Origin of the sequence: Streptomyces tuirus, assembly GCF_014701095.1 — a bacterium.
Lineage (GTDB): Bacteria > Actinomycetota > Actinomycetes > Streptomycetales > Streptomycetaceae > Streptomyces > Streptomyces tuirus.
In genome coordinates, this window is sequence record NZ_AP023439.1 from 695,575 (window position 1) to 710,334 (window position 14,760).

Genomic DNA, 14,760 nt, shown 5'->3' on the forward strand with positions numbered 1-14,760 from the left:
CCGACGCCGTCAGCCCGCCGTACGCCCCCACATCGGGCCGAAGCGCGACCACTCCGCGTCCCACTGGTCGATGCGGCGGCGCTCCAGGCGGCTGCGGAGGCCTCGGCCGGCGCCCAGGGGGACGACCGCGGCGCACAGGCCCGCCACAGCGCCGATCAGAGAGGCCCGTACGCGGGCCTGGGGCTCGGTGACGGGCCGGGTGACCTGGCGGCCCTCGGGGTCGGTCCACACGGTGACCGGGGCGCCGGCGGCGCTGCCCGCCGGGACCCGCAGCTGACCGGAGTGCTCGGAGCCGTCCGCGGCGGTCCACCGCACCGTGGCCCACACCTGCTCGGCCCGGGACACCTGGGCGTTCTCGGCGGCCGTCCCGGGAGCGCGCTCGGCGAGCCGTCCCACGAGCGGGCGCCACTCGACCCGTTCCCGGGCCAGCCCGTCCTCCACGGAGCGGCTCACCGCCGTCCCGGCCAGCACCCCCACGAAGACGGTGAGCAGCCAGACGCCCAGGACGACCCACGCCTCCACCCTGTCGGCGCGGCGCCTGAGCGGGTTGCGCCGCCAGCGCCACAGCCACACCTTCGGACCACGTAACGCCATCGAAGGCCTCCTCCTCACGCGCCCACGACCATCCCGCCGCTCTCCCCGTACGGACGGCGGCGCCTGGATGCTCAGGGCACCTACCCGACGTGACGGTCCCCAGGGGCCGGAGCCGGGCGGGAGCTGTCTGCGGACGGCTGCGTCCACGGCGTGGAGACGCCCGCTGACCTGCGTCGGAGCCCATTCCGGAGGTGACTGTCAGTGGTCGGGTGCAGACTGGCCGGTGTTCGGGACGAAGGCGTCAAGGACGACGCCGCGGAGGTGATCGGCATGACCGAGGTTCTGCTCGCCGTGGGCACGCGCAAAGGCCTGTTCATCGGGCGCCGGCGAGGTGGTGCCGCCTGGGAGTTCGACGAGAGGCCCTACTTCAACGCGCAGGCCGTGTACTCGGTCGCCATCGACACCCGCACCGGCACCCCGCGGCTGCTGGTGGGCGGCGACAGTGCGCACTGGGGCCCCTCGGTGTTCCACTCCGACGATCTCGGCCGGACCTGGACCGAACCGGCCCGCCCGGCGGTCAAGTTCCCCAAGGACACCGGGGCATCCCTGGAGCGGGTGTGGCAGCTGCACCCGGCCGCCGCCGAACCGGACGTGGTGTACGCGGGCACCGAACCGGCCGCGCTGTACCGCTCGGAGGACCGCGGGGAGACCTTCGAGCTGGTCCGGCCGCTGTGGGAACACCCCACGCGGTCGAAGTGGATGCCGGGCGGTGGCGGTGAGGGCCTGCACACCGTGCTCACCGACGCGCGCGACCCGAAGGCGGTGACGGTCGCCGTCTCGACCGCCGGCGTGTTCCGCACCCTGGACGGCGGCGCGAGCTGGGCGCCTTCCAACTCGGGTGTCTCCGCGGTGTTCCTGCCCGACCCGAACCCGGAGTTCGGCCAGTGCGTGCACAAGGTCACGCGCGACGGCGCCACCCCGGACCGGCTGTATCTCCAGAACCACTGGGGGGTGTACCGCAGCGACGACGCGGGCGCGCACTGGACGGACATCGGCGAGGGCCTGCCGTCCACGTTCGGCTTCGCGGCGGCGGCGCATCCGCACAGAGGCGACACGGCGTACGTGTTCCCGATCAACGCCGACGCCGACCGGGTCCCGGCCGACCATCGGTGCCGCGTGTACCGGACGGCGGACGCCGGCAAGAGCTGGGAGCCGCTCTCCGCCGGGCTGCCCCAGGAGGACCACTACGGCACGGTGCTGCGCGACGCGATGTGCACGGACGACGCCGACCCGGCGGGCGTCTACTTCGGCAACCGCAACGGCGAGGTCTTCGCGTCGGCGGACGACGGCGACAGCTGGCAGCAGCTCGCCTCGCATCTGCCGGACGTGCTGTGCGTGCGTGCCGCGCTCGTCGGCTGAGGCACGGACGGGACGGGGGGCGAGGGTGCGCACAGGCGTTGGCCACCGGTTGATCGCCGGTGCCCGTACGGCAGTAGGGTGACGCCCGTGGCACCACGACCCTTGCATGAGATCGTCGAAGCGGGCTGGGCGAAGGCCCTGGAACCGGTGGCCGAACGCGTCGCCGCGATGGGGGACTTCCTCCGCGCGGAGATCGCCGCCGGGCGCACCTACCTCCCGGCCGGGGCAAACGTCCTGCGGGCCTTCCAGCAGCCCTTCGACGACGTACGCGTCCTGATCGTCGGTCAGGACCCGTACCCGACCCCGGGGCACGCGGTGGGGCTGTCCTTCTCGGTCGCGCCCGAGGTGCGGCCGCTGCCCGGCAGCCTCATCAACATCTACCGCGAGCTGAACGCCGACCTGGGGCTCCCCCAGCCGTCCAACGGCGATCTGACGCCGTGGACACAGCAGGGCGTACTGCTGCTCAACAGGGCCCTGACCACCACCCCGCGCAAGCCCGCCGCCCACCGCGGCAAGGGCTGGGAGGAGGTCACAGAGCAGGCGATCCGGGCCCTGGCGGGGCGCGGAAAGCCGCTGGTGTCCATCCTGTGGGGCCGTGACGCCCGCAATCTGCGCCCGCTCCTCGGCGACCTGCCCGCCGTCGAATCCGCCCATCCCTCCCCCATGTCGGCCGACCGGGGCTTCTTCGGCTCCCGGCCGTTCAGCCGGGCCAACGACCTGCTGATCCGCCAGGGCGGCCAACCGGTGGACTGGCGCCTGCCGTGACCGGCGCGGCGGAAGGTTCCGGGTTCCTCGCCGTGGACTCCGGCGGCTCCGGGCTCCGGGCCGTGGTGGGGACCGCCGAGCGCGGACCGCTGGCCCGGCGGGAAGCCGGTGAGCCGGTCCGCACCGGCGAGCGGGGCATCGACCCCGAAGACTTCATGGCGCGACTCGTGCCGTTGGTGCGCGCGTTGACCGCCGAGGCGGGGGCGGTGCCGCTGGGCACCGTCGTCGTCGGCGCGGCCGGTCTGGCCTCTCTGGGGGACGGGCTGCGTGCCGAACTGCCGGGTGCCCTGGCCCGGGAGTGGGGCGTGCGCAGAGTCGCGCTGGCCGCCGATGCCGTGACCGCGTACGCCGGCGCGCTCGGGCCACGCCCCGGTGCCGTGATCGCGGCCGGGACCGGACTGATCGCGATCGGCACCGACCTCGCCGGCTGGCGGCGGGCGGACGGCTGGGGGCATCTGCTCGGCGACTGCGGGGGCGGTGCCTGGATCGGGCGGGCCGGTCTCGAGGCCGCCCTGCGCGCCCACGACGGGCGTGAGGGTGGCTCCGCCCGGCTGCTGGCCTGCGCCGAGGAGGTGTTCGGGACCGTGGCGGGGCTGCCCGGCGCGCTGTATCCCCGGCCCGACCGGCCGGCCGTGCTCGCCTCCTTCGCTCCCCGCGTGGCCGCCTGCGCGGACGAGGACCCCGTCGCGGCCGGCATCCTGCGCGCGGCCGCCCGGCACATGGCCGACTCCGCGGCGGCCGTGTGTCCCTCCGGCGGCGAGCCGTGCATCGCCGTCACCGGTGGCCTGTTCAAGCTGGGCGACCCGCTGCTCGGCCCGCTGGACAAGGAACTGGAGCGGCGGCTTCCGCAGGTGCGGCGGGTGCCGGCCGAAGGTGATCCGCTGCACGGCTCGGTGCGCATCGCGACCGAACTGAGCATCGGTTCGCTCACGCTGCCGAGTGACGGGACGATGCTGTCCGTGACCACCCGCCCGGGTGATTGATCCGATCACGTCCCACCCGTACGTAACTCATCAGACAAAACAGGACGGATACCGCTCACCTGCACCCTCCCCGAACAGGGGAACCCCAGAAGCCAGTAACATGCGGCGCCATGAGTTCCCCCACTGGGCCCGCGGATGGCCTGCCTGTACGAATGCCGCGCCCCCGCCAGCCCGGACGGCACCGCCGTCCCGAGCCGCTGGTTGCTCCCGAGGGCGCGCCCGCGCTCGTCCTCGCCGTGCCGGGGACGCCCAGTAGCGCCACGCGCAGCCTCGCCGAGGAGGTCGTGAGCATCGCCCGCTCCGAGCTGCCCGGCCTCGACGCCCGCATCGGCTACCTCGATGGGGACAACGCGGAGTTCCCCTCGCTGCAGGCCGTGCTGGTGCACACCGCCGAGGAGCGCACGGCCCGTTTCGAGCAGGCCCGCGCCGCCGGCATGGACGTCAAGACGCCCGACGGCCCGGTCGCCGTCGTTGTGCCGCTGCTCGCGGGCCCGGACAGCGCGCTGCTGCGCCAGGTCCGCCAGGCCCTCATGGAGAGCCGTGTCGCCGCCGAGCTGACCGATGTCCTCGGTCCGCACCCGCTGCTCGCCGAGGCGCTGCACGTGCGGCTGTCCGAGGCCGGTCTGGCCCGTGCCGACCGTGCGCGGCTGTTCACCGTGGCGACCGCCGCGGACGGCATCGTCCTGGCGTCGGTGGGCGGTGACGAGGCCGTGCAGGCCGCTGGGATCACCGGCATGCTGCTCGCCGCGCGCCTCGCCGTGCCGGTGATGGCCGCGGCGCTGGACCAGGAGGGCTCCATCGCCTCCGTCGCCGAGCAGCTGCGCTCCTCGGGTTCGCAGCAGCTGGCGCTCGCGCCGTATCTGATCGGTCCGGAGATCGATCAGGGTCTGATCGAGGAGGCCGCGAAGGAGGCGGGCTGCTCCGCTGCCGAGTCGCTCGGCCCCTACCCGGCGATCGGCAAGCTCGCCCTGGCCAAGTACACGACGGCGCTGGGCATCGCGCCGCAGCAGGCGCAGAGCACGCCGGTTCGCTGACGCGAGGCGCCGCGCCCGACGCCGAGAAGGCCCGCTCCGGTTCGGAGCGGGCCTTCTCGGCGTCGGGGGGTGGGGCTCCCGGTTTCCGGGCCGGATGCGGGCGCGTTCGGTCCCGTGGCCCGGGCGCTCAGCGGAGGTGGGTCCTCAGCCGGAGGCATCCCTCAGCGGAGGCGGGCCCTCAGTCGAGGTGGGTCCTCAGTCGAGGTGGGTCCTCAGCGGAGATGGGCCCTCAGCCGAGGGCCACGCAGGAGGCCGCCGGCACCCGGATCGAGCCGGCTCGTCGCGGGACGCCCGTGAGCGGGTCGACCGCGAACCACGTCACGTCACCGGAGCGCTCGTTGGCGACGTACAAGAAGCCGCCGGAGGCGGTGAGGGCGCGCGGCCAGTGGCCGCCGCAGGGCACCGTGGTGACGAGCCGCAGCTCCTCGCCCTCCACGCCCTCGACGGCGAGGACGGACAGGACGTCCTCGCCGCGGGTGGCGGTCCAGACGAAGCGGCCGTCGGGAGAGGTGACGATGCCCGAGGGGTAGGCGTCGCGTACCGGTGCGCCCGGCAGCACCGGGATCTCGGACAGCGCTGTCAGGACGCCCGCCGCCGGGTCCCAGCGGCAGACGGTGACGGACGGGCTCAGCTCGTTGACGACGTACGCCCGCGAGCCGTCCGGATGGAAGGCGAGGTGGCGCGGGCCCGAGCCGGGGCGCAGAGCGGTCTCCCGGTGCAGGGCCAGGGCGCCGTCCGTCAGGGTGCACACCCGCACCGAGTCCGTGCCGAGATCGACGCTGACGGCCCAGCGGCCGCTCGGGTCGGGCTGCACGTGGTGGGCGTGCGGCCCCTGCTGGCGGGGGGTGTGCGGACCCGCGCCGCTGTGCGGGAGCACGCTGGACGCGGAACGCGCGAGGGTGCCGTCGGGGCGGACCGGGACCGCCGTGACGCTGCCGGAGCCGTAGTTGGCGGTCAGGACGTGGTCGGCGAACAGGCCGAGGTGGGTCGGGCCGCTGCCGCCGACCGGCACGGGCCGCCCGGCCGGGACGGGTTTGTCCCCGTCGACCCGGTACGCGGCCACCGCGCCGTCGGCCGTCTCGCTGACCGCGTAGAGCGTCTTTCCGTCGGGCGCGAGGGTCAGCCAGGAGGGGTCCTGGACGGCGCCGACGCTGCTCAGCACGGTCAGGGCACCGCTGGCGGGGTCGACCTCCGCGGTCACGATCCCGGGGCCGCCGGCCGCCGTGAACGACCCGATGTACGCCCGCCGCCCACCGTCCGCCACCGCTGTCCCCTCTCGCCCGCACCGCCCGGAATGACCGCGCAGCCGATCATGCAAGGTCTAGACCAACCGGTCAAGAGCACTGCGCCCACCCGGGTCCATGCCGAAGGCGGGAGGTGCGGCAAGAGGGGCAGGGCAGCGGGCCGTGGGAGTCGTCGTCGTACCGCTCAGCGCCGACCCGGGCCGGCTGGCCCGGCTGCGCGAGCGGGGCATCCCGCTCGTCCTGGCCGACCGCGCCATGCCCGGCCGGGCCGGGCCCGCCGCAGCAGAATCGGGCCAGGCGGGGAGCGGCCCCCGCACACCCACCAGCCGCCGCCCTGCACCACCGGCCCGGCCGAAGCCCGTCGCGAGGCGCGCCGGGACACCCCGGTACCGAGGGCTGACGTCATGCGCCCACCAGGAGCGAGCCCTACGCGGCACGCCCGGGGCCCGCCAGACACCGCGGGGATGCACCGGCCCGGCCGAAGTCCGCCGCAAGGTGCGCCGGGGCCGGGCCGGGCCGGCAGCGAGGGGTTGTGTCAGGTGCCCACCAGCGGCGAGCCCGACGGTGTGCGCAGGGGGCGGGCCAGCTCGGACAGGGCTCGTTCCAGGCCGTGCAGGTGGGCCAGGGCCGGTTCGGCGTGGGGTGGGCCGTCCGCGTGGACCGCGATGTCCCTGCCCTCCGTGAGGGCCTCGACCGCGGCCTCCACCCGTCCGCAGGCCACGGCCAGACGGGCGTCGTGGGAGGCCTCCGGGTCGGCGGCCACCGCCACCAGGCCGCGGACCTCCCGGGCGCAGTCGTCCAGGAGGGCGAGCACGTGCCGGGCCCGCCGCTTGCGGCCGAGCATCGGGTTCAGCGGGTGCACGAGCGGGGCGACCGACAGCCGCACCCGGGCGAGAAGCTGCTCCAGCTCCGCCACCCGCGGGGCCGGGTCGGCGTCCGCCGCACCCGCCAGGCGCCGGGCGGTCTCGACGGCGCAGGCGTGCACGCAGCCCAGCGCCCGCCGGATCCAGGCGTCCGTGATGCTGTGGGTGGTGACGGGCAGGACGAGGATCACGGCCAGGGCGGCCCCGAGTGCCCCGACGCCGGTCTCGGCGAGCCGCAGCGCGAGCAGCCCGGGGCCGAGCACGCCGAGGAGGCCGTAGAGCAGGCCGGCGAGGAGGGTGACCCAGAGCATCATCCAGGTGTAGGACACGGCGGCCGAGTAGAAGATGCCGAAGACGCAGACGGCGGCGAGGGCCGCCGTGACGGCCGGGTCGCCGTGCACGGGCACCGCCACGAGCAGGCCGAGGGCGATGCCGATGACGGTGCCGAGCAGCCGCCGGAAGCCACGGACCAGGGTCTCGCCGCGCGAGGTGGTGTTGACGAAGATCCACCAGGTGGCGCCGACGGCCCAGTACCAGCGCTGCCCGGACACCAGCTGGCCCACGATCAGGGCGAAGCCGGCCCCGGCGGTGGCCTGGATCGCCTGGCGGGTGGTCACCCGGGCCAGACCGGTGCCGCCCGGCGGTGCGGGCACGGCGGGCGGCGGCAGGCGGCGCTCGTAGCACCACAGGCCGAAGCGCACCGCGGCGGCGGCGAGGACGGACAGCAGGACCGCGACGTACAGCTGGGGCAGCTGGTCGGTGGTGGCGTGCAGGAACTGCGCCCCGAAGAAGGTCATGAACGCGAACACCCCGAGGCTGTGCCCGCGCGGTCCCCAGCGGCGCGCGTACACCCCCGCGCCCACCACAGCGAGGAAGGTGAGGTCGCGGGCCACCGGGTGGTCGTGCAGTTCGGCCGCGGCGGTGAGCACGGGCAGGCCGACGGCGGGCAGCAGCGCGGTCGTGACCGCCTGGCCGCGGACCGTGGCGTCGGTGACGGTGAACAGGGCGAGCAGGGCGGCGAGACCCCCGGTGATGGCCGCTGCGAGGGAGTGCCCGGCGAGGCCGCACAGGGCGACGGCGAGCGCGATGCCGAGCACGGCCCGCGCGCCGAAGCGCAGCCTCGTCCGCCCCGGATCCGGAGCCATGAACACCCTCTTCAGCACCGCTTACCGCCCCTCCCGCAACACCGGCCATGAGTGCGCATGAAAAGGGCGCCGCGGGGTCCGCAGCGCCATCGACGCATCCATATCAGCATCCCGGGGTCCACTGGCTCAACCGGCTCCTTCTAGACTGTGCCATTGGTGCAGCCACAGCGGCCGGGGGACGGCCGCGGCAGAGCCAACGGACGAGGAGGACGCGTCATGCCCGTGGACGAGCTCGACACCCGCATCCTGCGATTGCTGCTGGAGCAGCCGCGCACGAGCGTGCGCGAGTACGCCCGGATCCTCGGCGTCGCCCGGGGCACACTCCAGGCCCGGCTCGACCGGCTGGAGCGCGACGGCGTGATCACTGGCACGGCCCCGGCCCTCTCCCCCGCCGCGCTCGGACACCCGGTGCTGGCGTTCGTGCACATCGAGGTCACCCAGGGGCATCTGGACGAGGTGGGTGACGCGCTGGCGGCGGTGCCGGAGATCGTGGAGGCGTTCTCGATCACCGGTGGCGGGGATCTGCTGGCCCGGGTGGTGGCACGGGACAACGGACATCTGGAGGACGTCGTCCAGAAGCTGATCAGCATGCCCGGGGTGGTGCGCACCCGTACCGAGGTCGCATTGCGCGAGCGCGTCCCCCACCGGCTGCTGCCGCTGGTGGAGTCGATCGGGCGGTCGGCCCGCGGATGATCTTTGAGAGCATGGCCCCATGAGCGCGCTCCAGGGAATATCGGTCATCTTCGATCTCGACGGAACACTCGTGGACAGCGAGCCGAACTACTACGAGGCCGGCCGGCAGACGCTGGCCGACCACGGCGTCCTGGACTTCACCTGGGCGGACCACGAGCGGTACGTCGGCATCAGCACCCAGGAGACGGTCGCGGACTGGAAGGACCGCTACCGCCTGCCCGCCTCCGTGGACGAACTGGTCGCCGCCAAGAACCGCCGCTACCTGGAGCTGGCCCGCGGCGCCACGCGCGCCTACCCGGAGATGCGCTCGTTCGTCGAACTGCTGGCGGCCGAGGGCGTGCCCATGGCCGTGGCCTCGGGCTCCTCCCCGAAGGCCATCGCCGCGGTGCTGACCGGGACCGGACTGGACGCGCATCTGCACACCGTGGTCTCCGCCGACGAGGTCGCACACGGCAAGCCGGCTCCGGACGTCTTCCTGGAGGCGGCCCGCAGGCTCGGCGCGGCGCCGTCCGACTGCGTCGTACTGGAGGACGCCGCCCCGGGCGCCGCCGCCGCGCACGCGGCCGGCATGCGCTGCATCGCGATCCCGTACGTCCCGGCACAGGCGGACGCCCCGGAGTTCGCCACGGCGGGGCTGCTCCTGCCGGGCGGCCAGCGGGAGTTCACGGCGCGGTCCGCCTACGACTGGCTGGTGAAGTCGGCCGGCCTGTCCTGAACTCGCCGCTCCCGACCCGTTGACGCTCCTCCGTCCCCTCCCTAGGGTCTGGTCGATCATCCGCACAGCGTTCGAGATATCGACCACTCGATGCCCCGTGAGCACCGTGGACCCGTGGAGGAGCACACATGGCACGGCCCCTCTCCAGACGATCCCTTCTTCAGGCCGCGACCGCCGTCGCAGCCGTACCCGCGCTGTCGCAGGCGGCGACGGGGCGGGCCACGGCGGCTCCGGCCGCTGCCGCCGGCATCCCGTCCGCCTGGACCGTCCGGCCCTTGGGCTGGAGGACGTGAGCCTCGGGCCGGGCGTCTTCGCCGACAAGCGGAAGCTGATGCTGGATCACGCCCGCGGCTACGACGTGCACCGGCTGCTCCAGGTGTTCAGCGCCAACGCGGGCCTCGCGGCCGGGACTCGGGCGTCGCCAACCCCGCGAAGTCCGGTGGTGCCACGCTGCTGGACGAGATCTGGGCCGGGGCGCCGTTCCGGAACAAAGGGGCGCTGGTGGCGCGGGTGCGGTCCACGGTGAACGCGTGGGTGCGCGCGGGGCTGCTGAGCAGGGCGGACGGGGACAACGTGGTGGCGACGGCGGGAGCGGCTTCGTACCAGCCCTGAGCGCCCGCCCGACCCACCGGGTGTGTGCGGCGTCCGCGGCGGGCGTCGCACACGCCCGAACTTTTTTGCGGCGGGAGTGATTGTTTCGCCCCTGGCGTCCGTACCTCTTGGTGTTGGGCCGGTTGACATCCCAGGAGGCACGATGCGCATCTCGCGCAGCACGGCAGGAACCGCGTTCGTGGGCGGTGCGTTGATCCTTACGCTCACCGCGCTCGCCTACCCGAGCATGCTGGGCGTGCAGAACACGGCTTCCGGCCAGGACCGCATCATCGCCAACACCCAGTGGGGTCCGCTGACCGAGGCGGACCGCGACTTCGTGGTGCGGGTACGTGCGGCCGGACTGTGGGAGTACCCGCTGGGTCTGCTGATCAAGGAGCGCAGCACGTCGCCGGAGATGAAGGAAGTCTCCAAGCATCTGCTCGTGGGTCACGGCCGGCTCGACGCGGGCTGCCGCAAGATCTCGACGGACCTGGGCATCACGCTGCCGAACGAGCCGTCTCCGCAGCAGCAGCAGTTCGTGGCGACGGCCGAGGGCAGCACCGGCAGGGAGTTCGAGTCGACGGCCGTCACCATCATGCGCGTCGCGCACGGGGGCATCTTCCCGACGATCGCCAAGATCCGGGCGACCACCCGGAACAGCCTCGTGCGGGAGCTGGCCGACACGACCAACGACACCGTTCTCGACCACATCACGGTCCTGGAGAAGACCGGCCTCATCAACCAGGAGCAGGTCAGCTTCCAGATCACCGCCCCGCCCAAGCTGCCCCAGGAGCAGACGACACCGCCGCCGCCGCAGCAGGGCGCGCCGGTTCGCGTGCTGCCGATCCCGGAAGAGCTGAAGGACTTCCAGACGGTCGCCCCCAATCCGTCCTACGGGGCACCGGCACCGTCTCCGTCGGCGGGCTGAGCCGGGTACGACGTTCCCGGGGGTCGCGGTCCGGTCGCGGCCCCCGGTCCTACGAACGGCGGCGGGGCTTGCCGCGGCGGTCGTTCTTGGGTGCGCCGCGCCCGCTCTTCCCGGTGCGCTTCGCCCCGGCGGACTTCCCCGCCGCGGACTTTCCGGGCGCGGGCTTGCGTCGGGCGCCGGCCCGGTCCGCGTTCGCGGACTCGCCCCGCGCCGGGGGCTGCTGACGGCCCCGGGTGCTGTTGACCGTGCGGCCGCGGACGATGCCGATGAAGTCCTCGATCTGGTCCGTCTTCGCGTCCGTGGGCCAGGCCAGGGCCACGCTCGACTCGGGGGCGTCCTCGAGGGGCCGGTGGGTGAGGTCCTTGCGGTGGTGGAGACGGGCGAGCGACAGCGGGACGACGAGGACGCCGATGCCCGCCGCGACCAGTTCGACGGCGTCGGCGGTGGTGGCCGGCCGTTCGAGCGCGGGCCGCCCGGGGAGGCTCTGCCAGTCGAGGACGTCGTCGAGGGGGTGCAGCACGATGTCGTCGGCCAGGTCTTCCGGAGCGACCTCGTCCACGGCGGTGACCAGGTGGTCCTTGGGCACGACGACGACCGTCTGCTCGGTGTAGAGGGGGATCGCGCTGAAGACCTCGCGGTCCACGGGCGTGCGGACGAGGCCCGCGTCGGCGTCCCCGCCGAGCAGTCGCTCGGCCGCCTCTCCGGCGGGCACCTGCGTGAGGGTCAGCGGGACGTCGGGCTGCCGCTCGTTCCAGATGCGCACCCATTTGTCGGGCATCACCCCGGGGACGTAGGCGAGCCGGAACGAGGGGGTTGCATCCGAGCCTGTCACCTGGCCAGGTTACCGGCCGTGGTCGGAGGCCGTGCACACGCTCGATACGCTGGAGGGCATGACGTCGCACCAGAGCACCCAGACGATGAAGCCCGCGACCGCGGCGAAGAAGCTGGGTGTGTACCTCGAGGCCACACCCGCCGAGTTCCAGGAGGGTGTCGTCACGCGCGCCGAGCTGAACGAGCTCCAGGCGAACCCGCCGCAGTGGCTGCGGGCCCTGCGGCTCAACGGCCCGCACCCCCGGCCCGTGGTCGCCGCGAAGCTCGGCGTCTCCATCGCGGGCCTCGCCCGCGCGGGTGTCACCGAGCCCCTCACCACCGAGCAGATCGAGGCGCTGAAGCAGGAGGGCCCCGAGTGGCTGGTGCGGGAGCGCGCCACCCAGGCGGAGGTCCGCAAGGAGTCGGCCCGGATCAAGAAGAAGAACGCCGAGCGTCAGGCCTGACCCGAGCACCCTCACTTCGTACGGCTCCCACCGGATGATCCGGTGGGAGCCGTTGCTTGTTTCCCGGGTTCCTCTGGGCTCCGTGTGGCCCCTGGTGGGCGGGGCGCACGCGCTCACTCGCTACGGCTTGGGCACCTTCAGCCGGTCCCAGGTGACCTTGCCGGGGATGCCGTCGGCGTCCTTGCCGGAGAAGCCCAGCTTCTGCTGCCACAGCGCGTAGGACCGCCGGTCGGCCTCGCTCCAGTCGGGGCTGGGCCCCTCCTCGTACCGGCTGCACCCCTCGGCGACCAGGCGGCGGCCCATCGCCGTGATGATCGGGGAGCGCTGCCCGGCGTGGAAGAACCCCGCGCCCGGGAACGGCTCGTACGACGGCTTGGGCGACGGCTTCGGATCGGGGGCCGGCTTGGTGCCGCCCCCGGTCCCCTTGAGCCGGTCGCGTATGCGCCCCCGCATCCCGTCCATGGTGAAGCCGCGCGGGTCGACCTTGCCCGGCTGCCACTCCTTGTGTCCGATGACGGAGCGCTCCGACCAGCCGTGATGGCGGCAGATCGCGGCGGACACCCGCTCGATGGCCTCCTTCTGCGCCTCGGGCCACGGATCCTTGCCGTTGCCGAGGTTGATGCACTCGAAGCCGTAGAAGTGCCGGTTGCCGTCGGTGTCGGCCTCGTTGTCGGCGGGCAGCTTCGACTCGTTGATCACCGCGCGCAGGACGTCGCTGTCGCCGAGACCGGCGTGGTTGGCCCGGCCGTTGCCGACCAGGTGGACATGGCCCTTCTTGTCGATGACGCCGTGGCACAGCGGGCCGGGGAGGTTGGCGTGGCCGTCGTAGCAGAGATCCACGGAGGAGGCCGTGCCGGAGGTGACGGTGTGGTGGATCATCACCCCGTTCACCGGGCCCCAGGGGCCCTTGCTGTTGCGGTTGTGGGTGCGCCAGCTGCGGACCTCGTGGACGGTCACCCCCTCGGCCCTCAGGATCTCCACCAGCTTGGACGCGCTCAGGGGCTTGGCCATCAGTTGTCTCCTTCCACGGCGGCTTCCGCCTCCGCTGTGGTCTGCGACCGCCCCTGGGACGGGCCGGCCTCGGCGGCCTCCTCCTCGCGGCGGGCCTGTTCCTCCGCAGCGAGGCTCGGCTCGTCGGCGGCCGGCATGCCGCTCGCCAGCGGTCCGAAGGCCAGGCGCAGATCGACCGCGCTGCCCTCGCCCTTGATCAGGGCCAGCGGGGCGAAGTGCCGGGCGATACCGGCGGGTTCCCGGAGCAGCGGACGGCGGGCCTGGTCGGTCGGCCATTCGACACTGCCGGTGGCCGTGCGGGCCGGCACGATCCAGTGGTCGCCGGTGCGGTAGGCGCCGCCCCGGGCGAAGTGGACCTCGACGCCGTCCTCCAGGGGCAGCCACTCCCCCTCGGTCACGGGAACGGCCCCGCCCTTCAGCGCGGTGCTGCGGCCCTTGCGCTTCGGGCCGCCCGTGTGGTCCCAGCGGCGCAGGCAGGGGTTCAGGTGCGCGAGCCGGCCGACGCCCGGGGCGGGTTCGGCGGACAGGCGGACCCGGCGGCCGGGCAGGTCGAGTTCCTCGACGCGCAGCAGCGGCAGGGGTTCCAGACGGGAGGCGTAGGCGGTGTCCACGAACTCCACGTGGTCGCCGACGTCCAGGTCCAGCTTGTCGTCGTGACCGAGGGACGCCAACTGCACCCAGGTGCCGTCGAGTTCGTCGACGGAGAAGACCACGGAGCCGTTCTCCCGGGACCACTTGAACGTGGCGTCCTTCGCCTCGCCCCCCTCGTGGACCTCCACGCGGTACAGCTGGTTCTCCGGGCCGCGGTAGCGGGCGTCCGGCCTGACCAGGCACGGGTCGTCGTCCGCGTGGTCGGGGCGCTCGCTGCGGGCTGCGAGCCGGGCCGAGGGGGCCGCCCGGCGCTGGGCCCAGCGGGTGAAGGCGGCCCGCACGGTCTCCTTGGACGGGTCGGTCTCCTCGATCTCCAGCGCGGTGAGGGACAGCGCCAGCACCTGCCAGACGACCTTCACCCGGGCGGCGGTGTCGGGCAGGGCCGCGCCCAGGGCGACCTCGCGCAGCGCCGGGTCCTCGGCGGCGCTCACCGAGCGCTCCCACACCTGGAGGTAGGCGACGAACGGCGTCTGGGCGGGCGACGGCAGCCGGTCGCCGGGCTTCTCCGGGTCGCGGAAGCCGTCGGGCTGGTCCCAGTAGGTCCAGTGCGCGGGCGGCTCCGGCGGGGACTCCTCGCTCTCCTCGTCGGTGACGGGCGCTTCGGCCGCCGGTCGGTCGGCGTCGCACAGGATGCCGTCGACGTAGTACCGGCCGCCGTGGATCAGGAGGGTGTCGATCTCGTGCTTGCCGCCCACGTACTCGATCCGGAAGCCGGCGGCGTCGCGCGGTCCGCCGTGCGGTCCGATCAGGTCGGCGGCGAGGGTGCGGGCCTGGTGGAGCTGGATCGCGGTCTGCTCGTTGAGGTCGGCGTCGAGCTGGACGCGGCCCTGCTGGGCGACGACCGCGGAGTAGTGCCGCTCCGGGCGGAAGGTGGAGCGGGAGAGGTCTGCGTGCATGAAGGGTGTCCCCC

The 14,760-nt window shown here is 73.8% G+C and carries 14 protein-coding genes and 1 pseudogene; 9 read left to right on the top strand and 6 right to left on the bottom strand.

The window, feature by feature from the left end:
- Nucleotides 1–9: 9 nt before the first annotated feature.
- Nucleotides 10–594 (bottom strand): Rv1733c family protein, encoded by a 585-nt coding sequence (locus IGS69_RS03325; RefSeq protein ID WP_190896809.1) that lies wholly within the window; start codon nt 592–594, stop codon nt 10–12.
- Nucleotides 595–795: 201 nt separating this feature from the next.
- Here IGS69_RS03325 and IGS69_RS03330 point away from each other — a divergent pair, with 201 nt between their 5' ends.
- The 4 genes from IGS69_RS03330 (at nt 796) to IGS69_RS03345 (ending at nt 4,735) form a co-directional block, all read left to right on the top strand.
- Complete coding sequence (locus tag IGS69_RS03330) at nt 796–1,953, top strand: WD40/YVTN/BNR-like repeat-containing protein (protein ID WP_190896811.1); 1,158 nt, start codon at nt 796–798, stop codon at nt 1,951–1,953.
- A gap of 87 nt (nt 1,954–2,040) precedes the next feature.
- Nucleotides 2,041–2,718: a uracil-DNA glycosylase gene (locus tag IGS69_RS03335; protein ID WP_190896813.1), complete on the top strand. Its 678-nt coding sequence runs from the start codon at nt 2,041–2,043 to the stop codon at nt 2,716–2,718.
- Nucleotides 2,715–3,701, top strand: a complete 987-nt coding sequence (locus IGS69_RS03340; RefSeq protein ID WP_190896814.1) for an N-acetylglucosamine kinase — start codon at nt 2,715–2,717, stop codon at nt 3,699–3,701. Before IGS69_RS03335 ends, IGS69_RS03340 begins: the two co-directional genes overlap by 4 nt.
- 110 nt (nt 3,702–3,811) lie before the next feature.
- Nucleotides 3,812–4,735, top strand: coding sequence for a sirohydrochlorin chelatase (locus IGS69_RS03345; RefSeq protein WP_190896816.1), 924 nt, complete (start codon nt 3,812–3,814; stop codon nt 4,733–4,735).
- A gap of 229 nt (nt 4,736–4,964) precedes the next feature.
- Here the strand turns inward: IGS69_RS03345 and IGS69_RS03350 are convergent, their stop codons facing one another.
- Nucleotides 4,965–5,999 carry a lactonase family protein gene (locus tag IGS69_RS03350; RefSeq protein ID WP_190896818.1) on the bottom strand — a complete coding sequence of 345 codons (1,035 nt, stop codon included), beginning with the start codon at nt 5,997–5,999 and terminating at the stop codon, nt 4,965–4,967.
- Between the two features lie 515 nt (nt 6,000–6,514).
- Complete coding sequence (locus IGS69_RS03355; RefSeq protein WP_190896820.1) at nt 6,515–8,005, bottom strand: FUSC family protein; 1,491 nt, start codon at nt 8,003–8,005, stop codon at nt 6,515–6,517.
- 198 nt (nt 8,006–8,203) lie between these two features.
- On the opposite strand from IGS69_RS03355, the gene IGS69_RS03360 reads away from it, so the two are divergent.
- The 4 genes and pseudogenes from IGS69_RS03360 to IGS69_RS03375 all read left to right on the top strand — a co-directional run bounded on the left by IGS69_RS03360 (nt 8,204) and on the right by IGS69_RS03375 (nt 10,914).
- Nucleotides 8,204–8,680: an Lrp/AsnC family transcriptional regulator gene (locus IGS69_RS03360; RefSeq protein WP_190896822.1), complete on the top strand. Its 477-nt coding sequence runs from the start codon at nt 8,204–8,206 to the stop codon at nt 8,678–8,680.
- 19 nt (nt 8,681–8,699) lie between these two features.
- The gene (locus tag IGS69_RS03365) at nt 8,700–9,395 is read left to right on the top strand and encodes an HAD family hydrolase (RefSeq protein ID WP_190896824.1); all 696 of its coding nucleotides are present in this window, start codon (nt 8,700–8,702) and stop codon (nt 9,393–9,395) included.
- A gap of 128 nt (nt 9,396–9,523) precedes the next feature.
- Nucleotides 9,524–9,819, top strand: a pseudogene (locus IGS69_RS34505) (beta-L-arabinofuranosidase domain-containing protein); the annotation flags it as partial.
- A gap of 330 nt (nt 9,820–10,149) precedes the next feature.
- A complete protein-coding gene (locus IGS69_RS03375; protein WP_190896828.1) occupies nt 10,150–10,914 on the top strand; it encodes a DUF4142 domain-containing protein in 765 nt (254 codons plus the stop codon).
- 49 nt (nt 10,915–10,963) lie between these two features.
- Here IGS69_RS03375 and IGS69_RS03380 read toward each other — a convergent pair whose 3' ends face one another.
- Complete coding sequence (locus IGS69_RS03380; protein ID WP_190896830.1) at nt 10,964–11,746, bottom strand: LysR family transcriptional regulator substrate-binding protein; 783 nt, start codon at nt 11,744–11,746, stop codon at nt 10,964–10,966.
- Between the two features lie 58 nt (nt 11,747–11,804).
- Between IGS69_RS03380 and IGS69_RS03385 the strand changes: the two genes are divergently transcribed.
- Nucleotides 11,805–12,188: a DUF5997 family protein gene (locus IGS69_RS03385; protein WP_190896832.1), complete on the top strand. Its 384-nt coding sequence runs from the start codon at nt 11,805–11,807 to the stop codon at nt 12,186–12,188.
- Between the two features lie 120 nt (nt 12,189–12,308).
- Here IGS69_RS03385 and IGS69_RS03390 read toward each other — a convergent pair whose 3' ends face one another.
- Nucleotides 12,309–13,199: a peptidoglycan-binding protein gene (locus IGS69_RS03390; protein ID WP_190896834.1), complete on the bottom strand. Its 891-nt coding sequence runs from the start codon at nt 13,197–13,199 to the stop codon at nt 12,309–12,311.
- Complete coding sequence (locus tag IGS69_RS03395) at nt 13,199–14,746, bottom strand: DUF6519 domain-containing protein (protein ID WP_190896835.1); 1,548 nt, start codon at nt 14,744–14,746, stop codon at nt 13,199–13,201. Before IGS69_RS03395 ends, IGS69_RS03390 begins: the two co-directional genes overlap by 1 nt.
- Nucleotides 14,747–14,760 lie beyond the last annotated feature (14 nt).

Bases quoted from the DNA above. Each gene is read 5' to 3' on its own strand.
- IGS69_RS03325 (WP_190896809.1), bottom strand. From the start codon at position 594: ATGGCGTTACGTGGTCCGAAGGTGTGGCTGTGGCGCTGGCGGCGCAAC.
- IGS69_RS03345 (WP_190896816.1), top strand. From the start codon at position 3,812: ATGAGTTCCCCCACTGGGCCCGCGGATGGCCTGCCTGTACGAATGCCG.
- IGS69_RS03360 (WP_190896822.1), top strand. From the start codon at position 8,204: ATGCCCGTGGACGAGCTCGACACCCGCATCCTGCGATTGCTGCTGGAG.
- IGS69_RS03365 (WP_190896824.1), top strand. From the start codon at position 8,700: ATGAGCGCGCTCCAGGGAATATCGGTCATCTTCGATCTCGACGGAACA.
- IGS69_RS03375 (WP_190896828.1), top strand. From the start codon at position 10,150: ATGCGCATCTCGCGCAGCACGGCAGGAACCGCGTTCGTGGGCGGTGCG.
- IGS69_RS03385 (WP_190896832.1), top strand. From the start codon at position 11,805: ATGACGTCGCACCAGAGCACCCAGACGATGAAGCCCGCGACCGCGGCG.
- IGS69_RS03390 (WP_190896834.1), bottom strand. From the start codon at position 13,199: ATGGCCAAGCCCCTGAGCGCGTCCAAGCTGGTGGAGATCCTGAGGGCC.
- IGS69_RS03395 (WP_190896835.1), bottom strand. From the start codon at position 14,746: ATGCACGCAGACCTCTCCCGCTCCACCTTCCGCCCGGAGCGGCACTAC.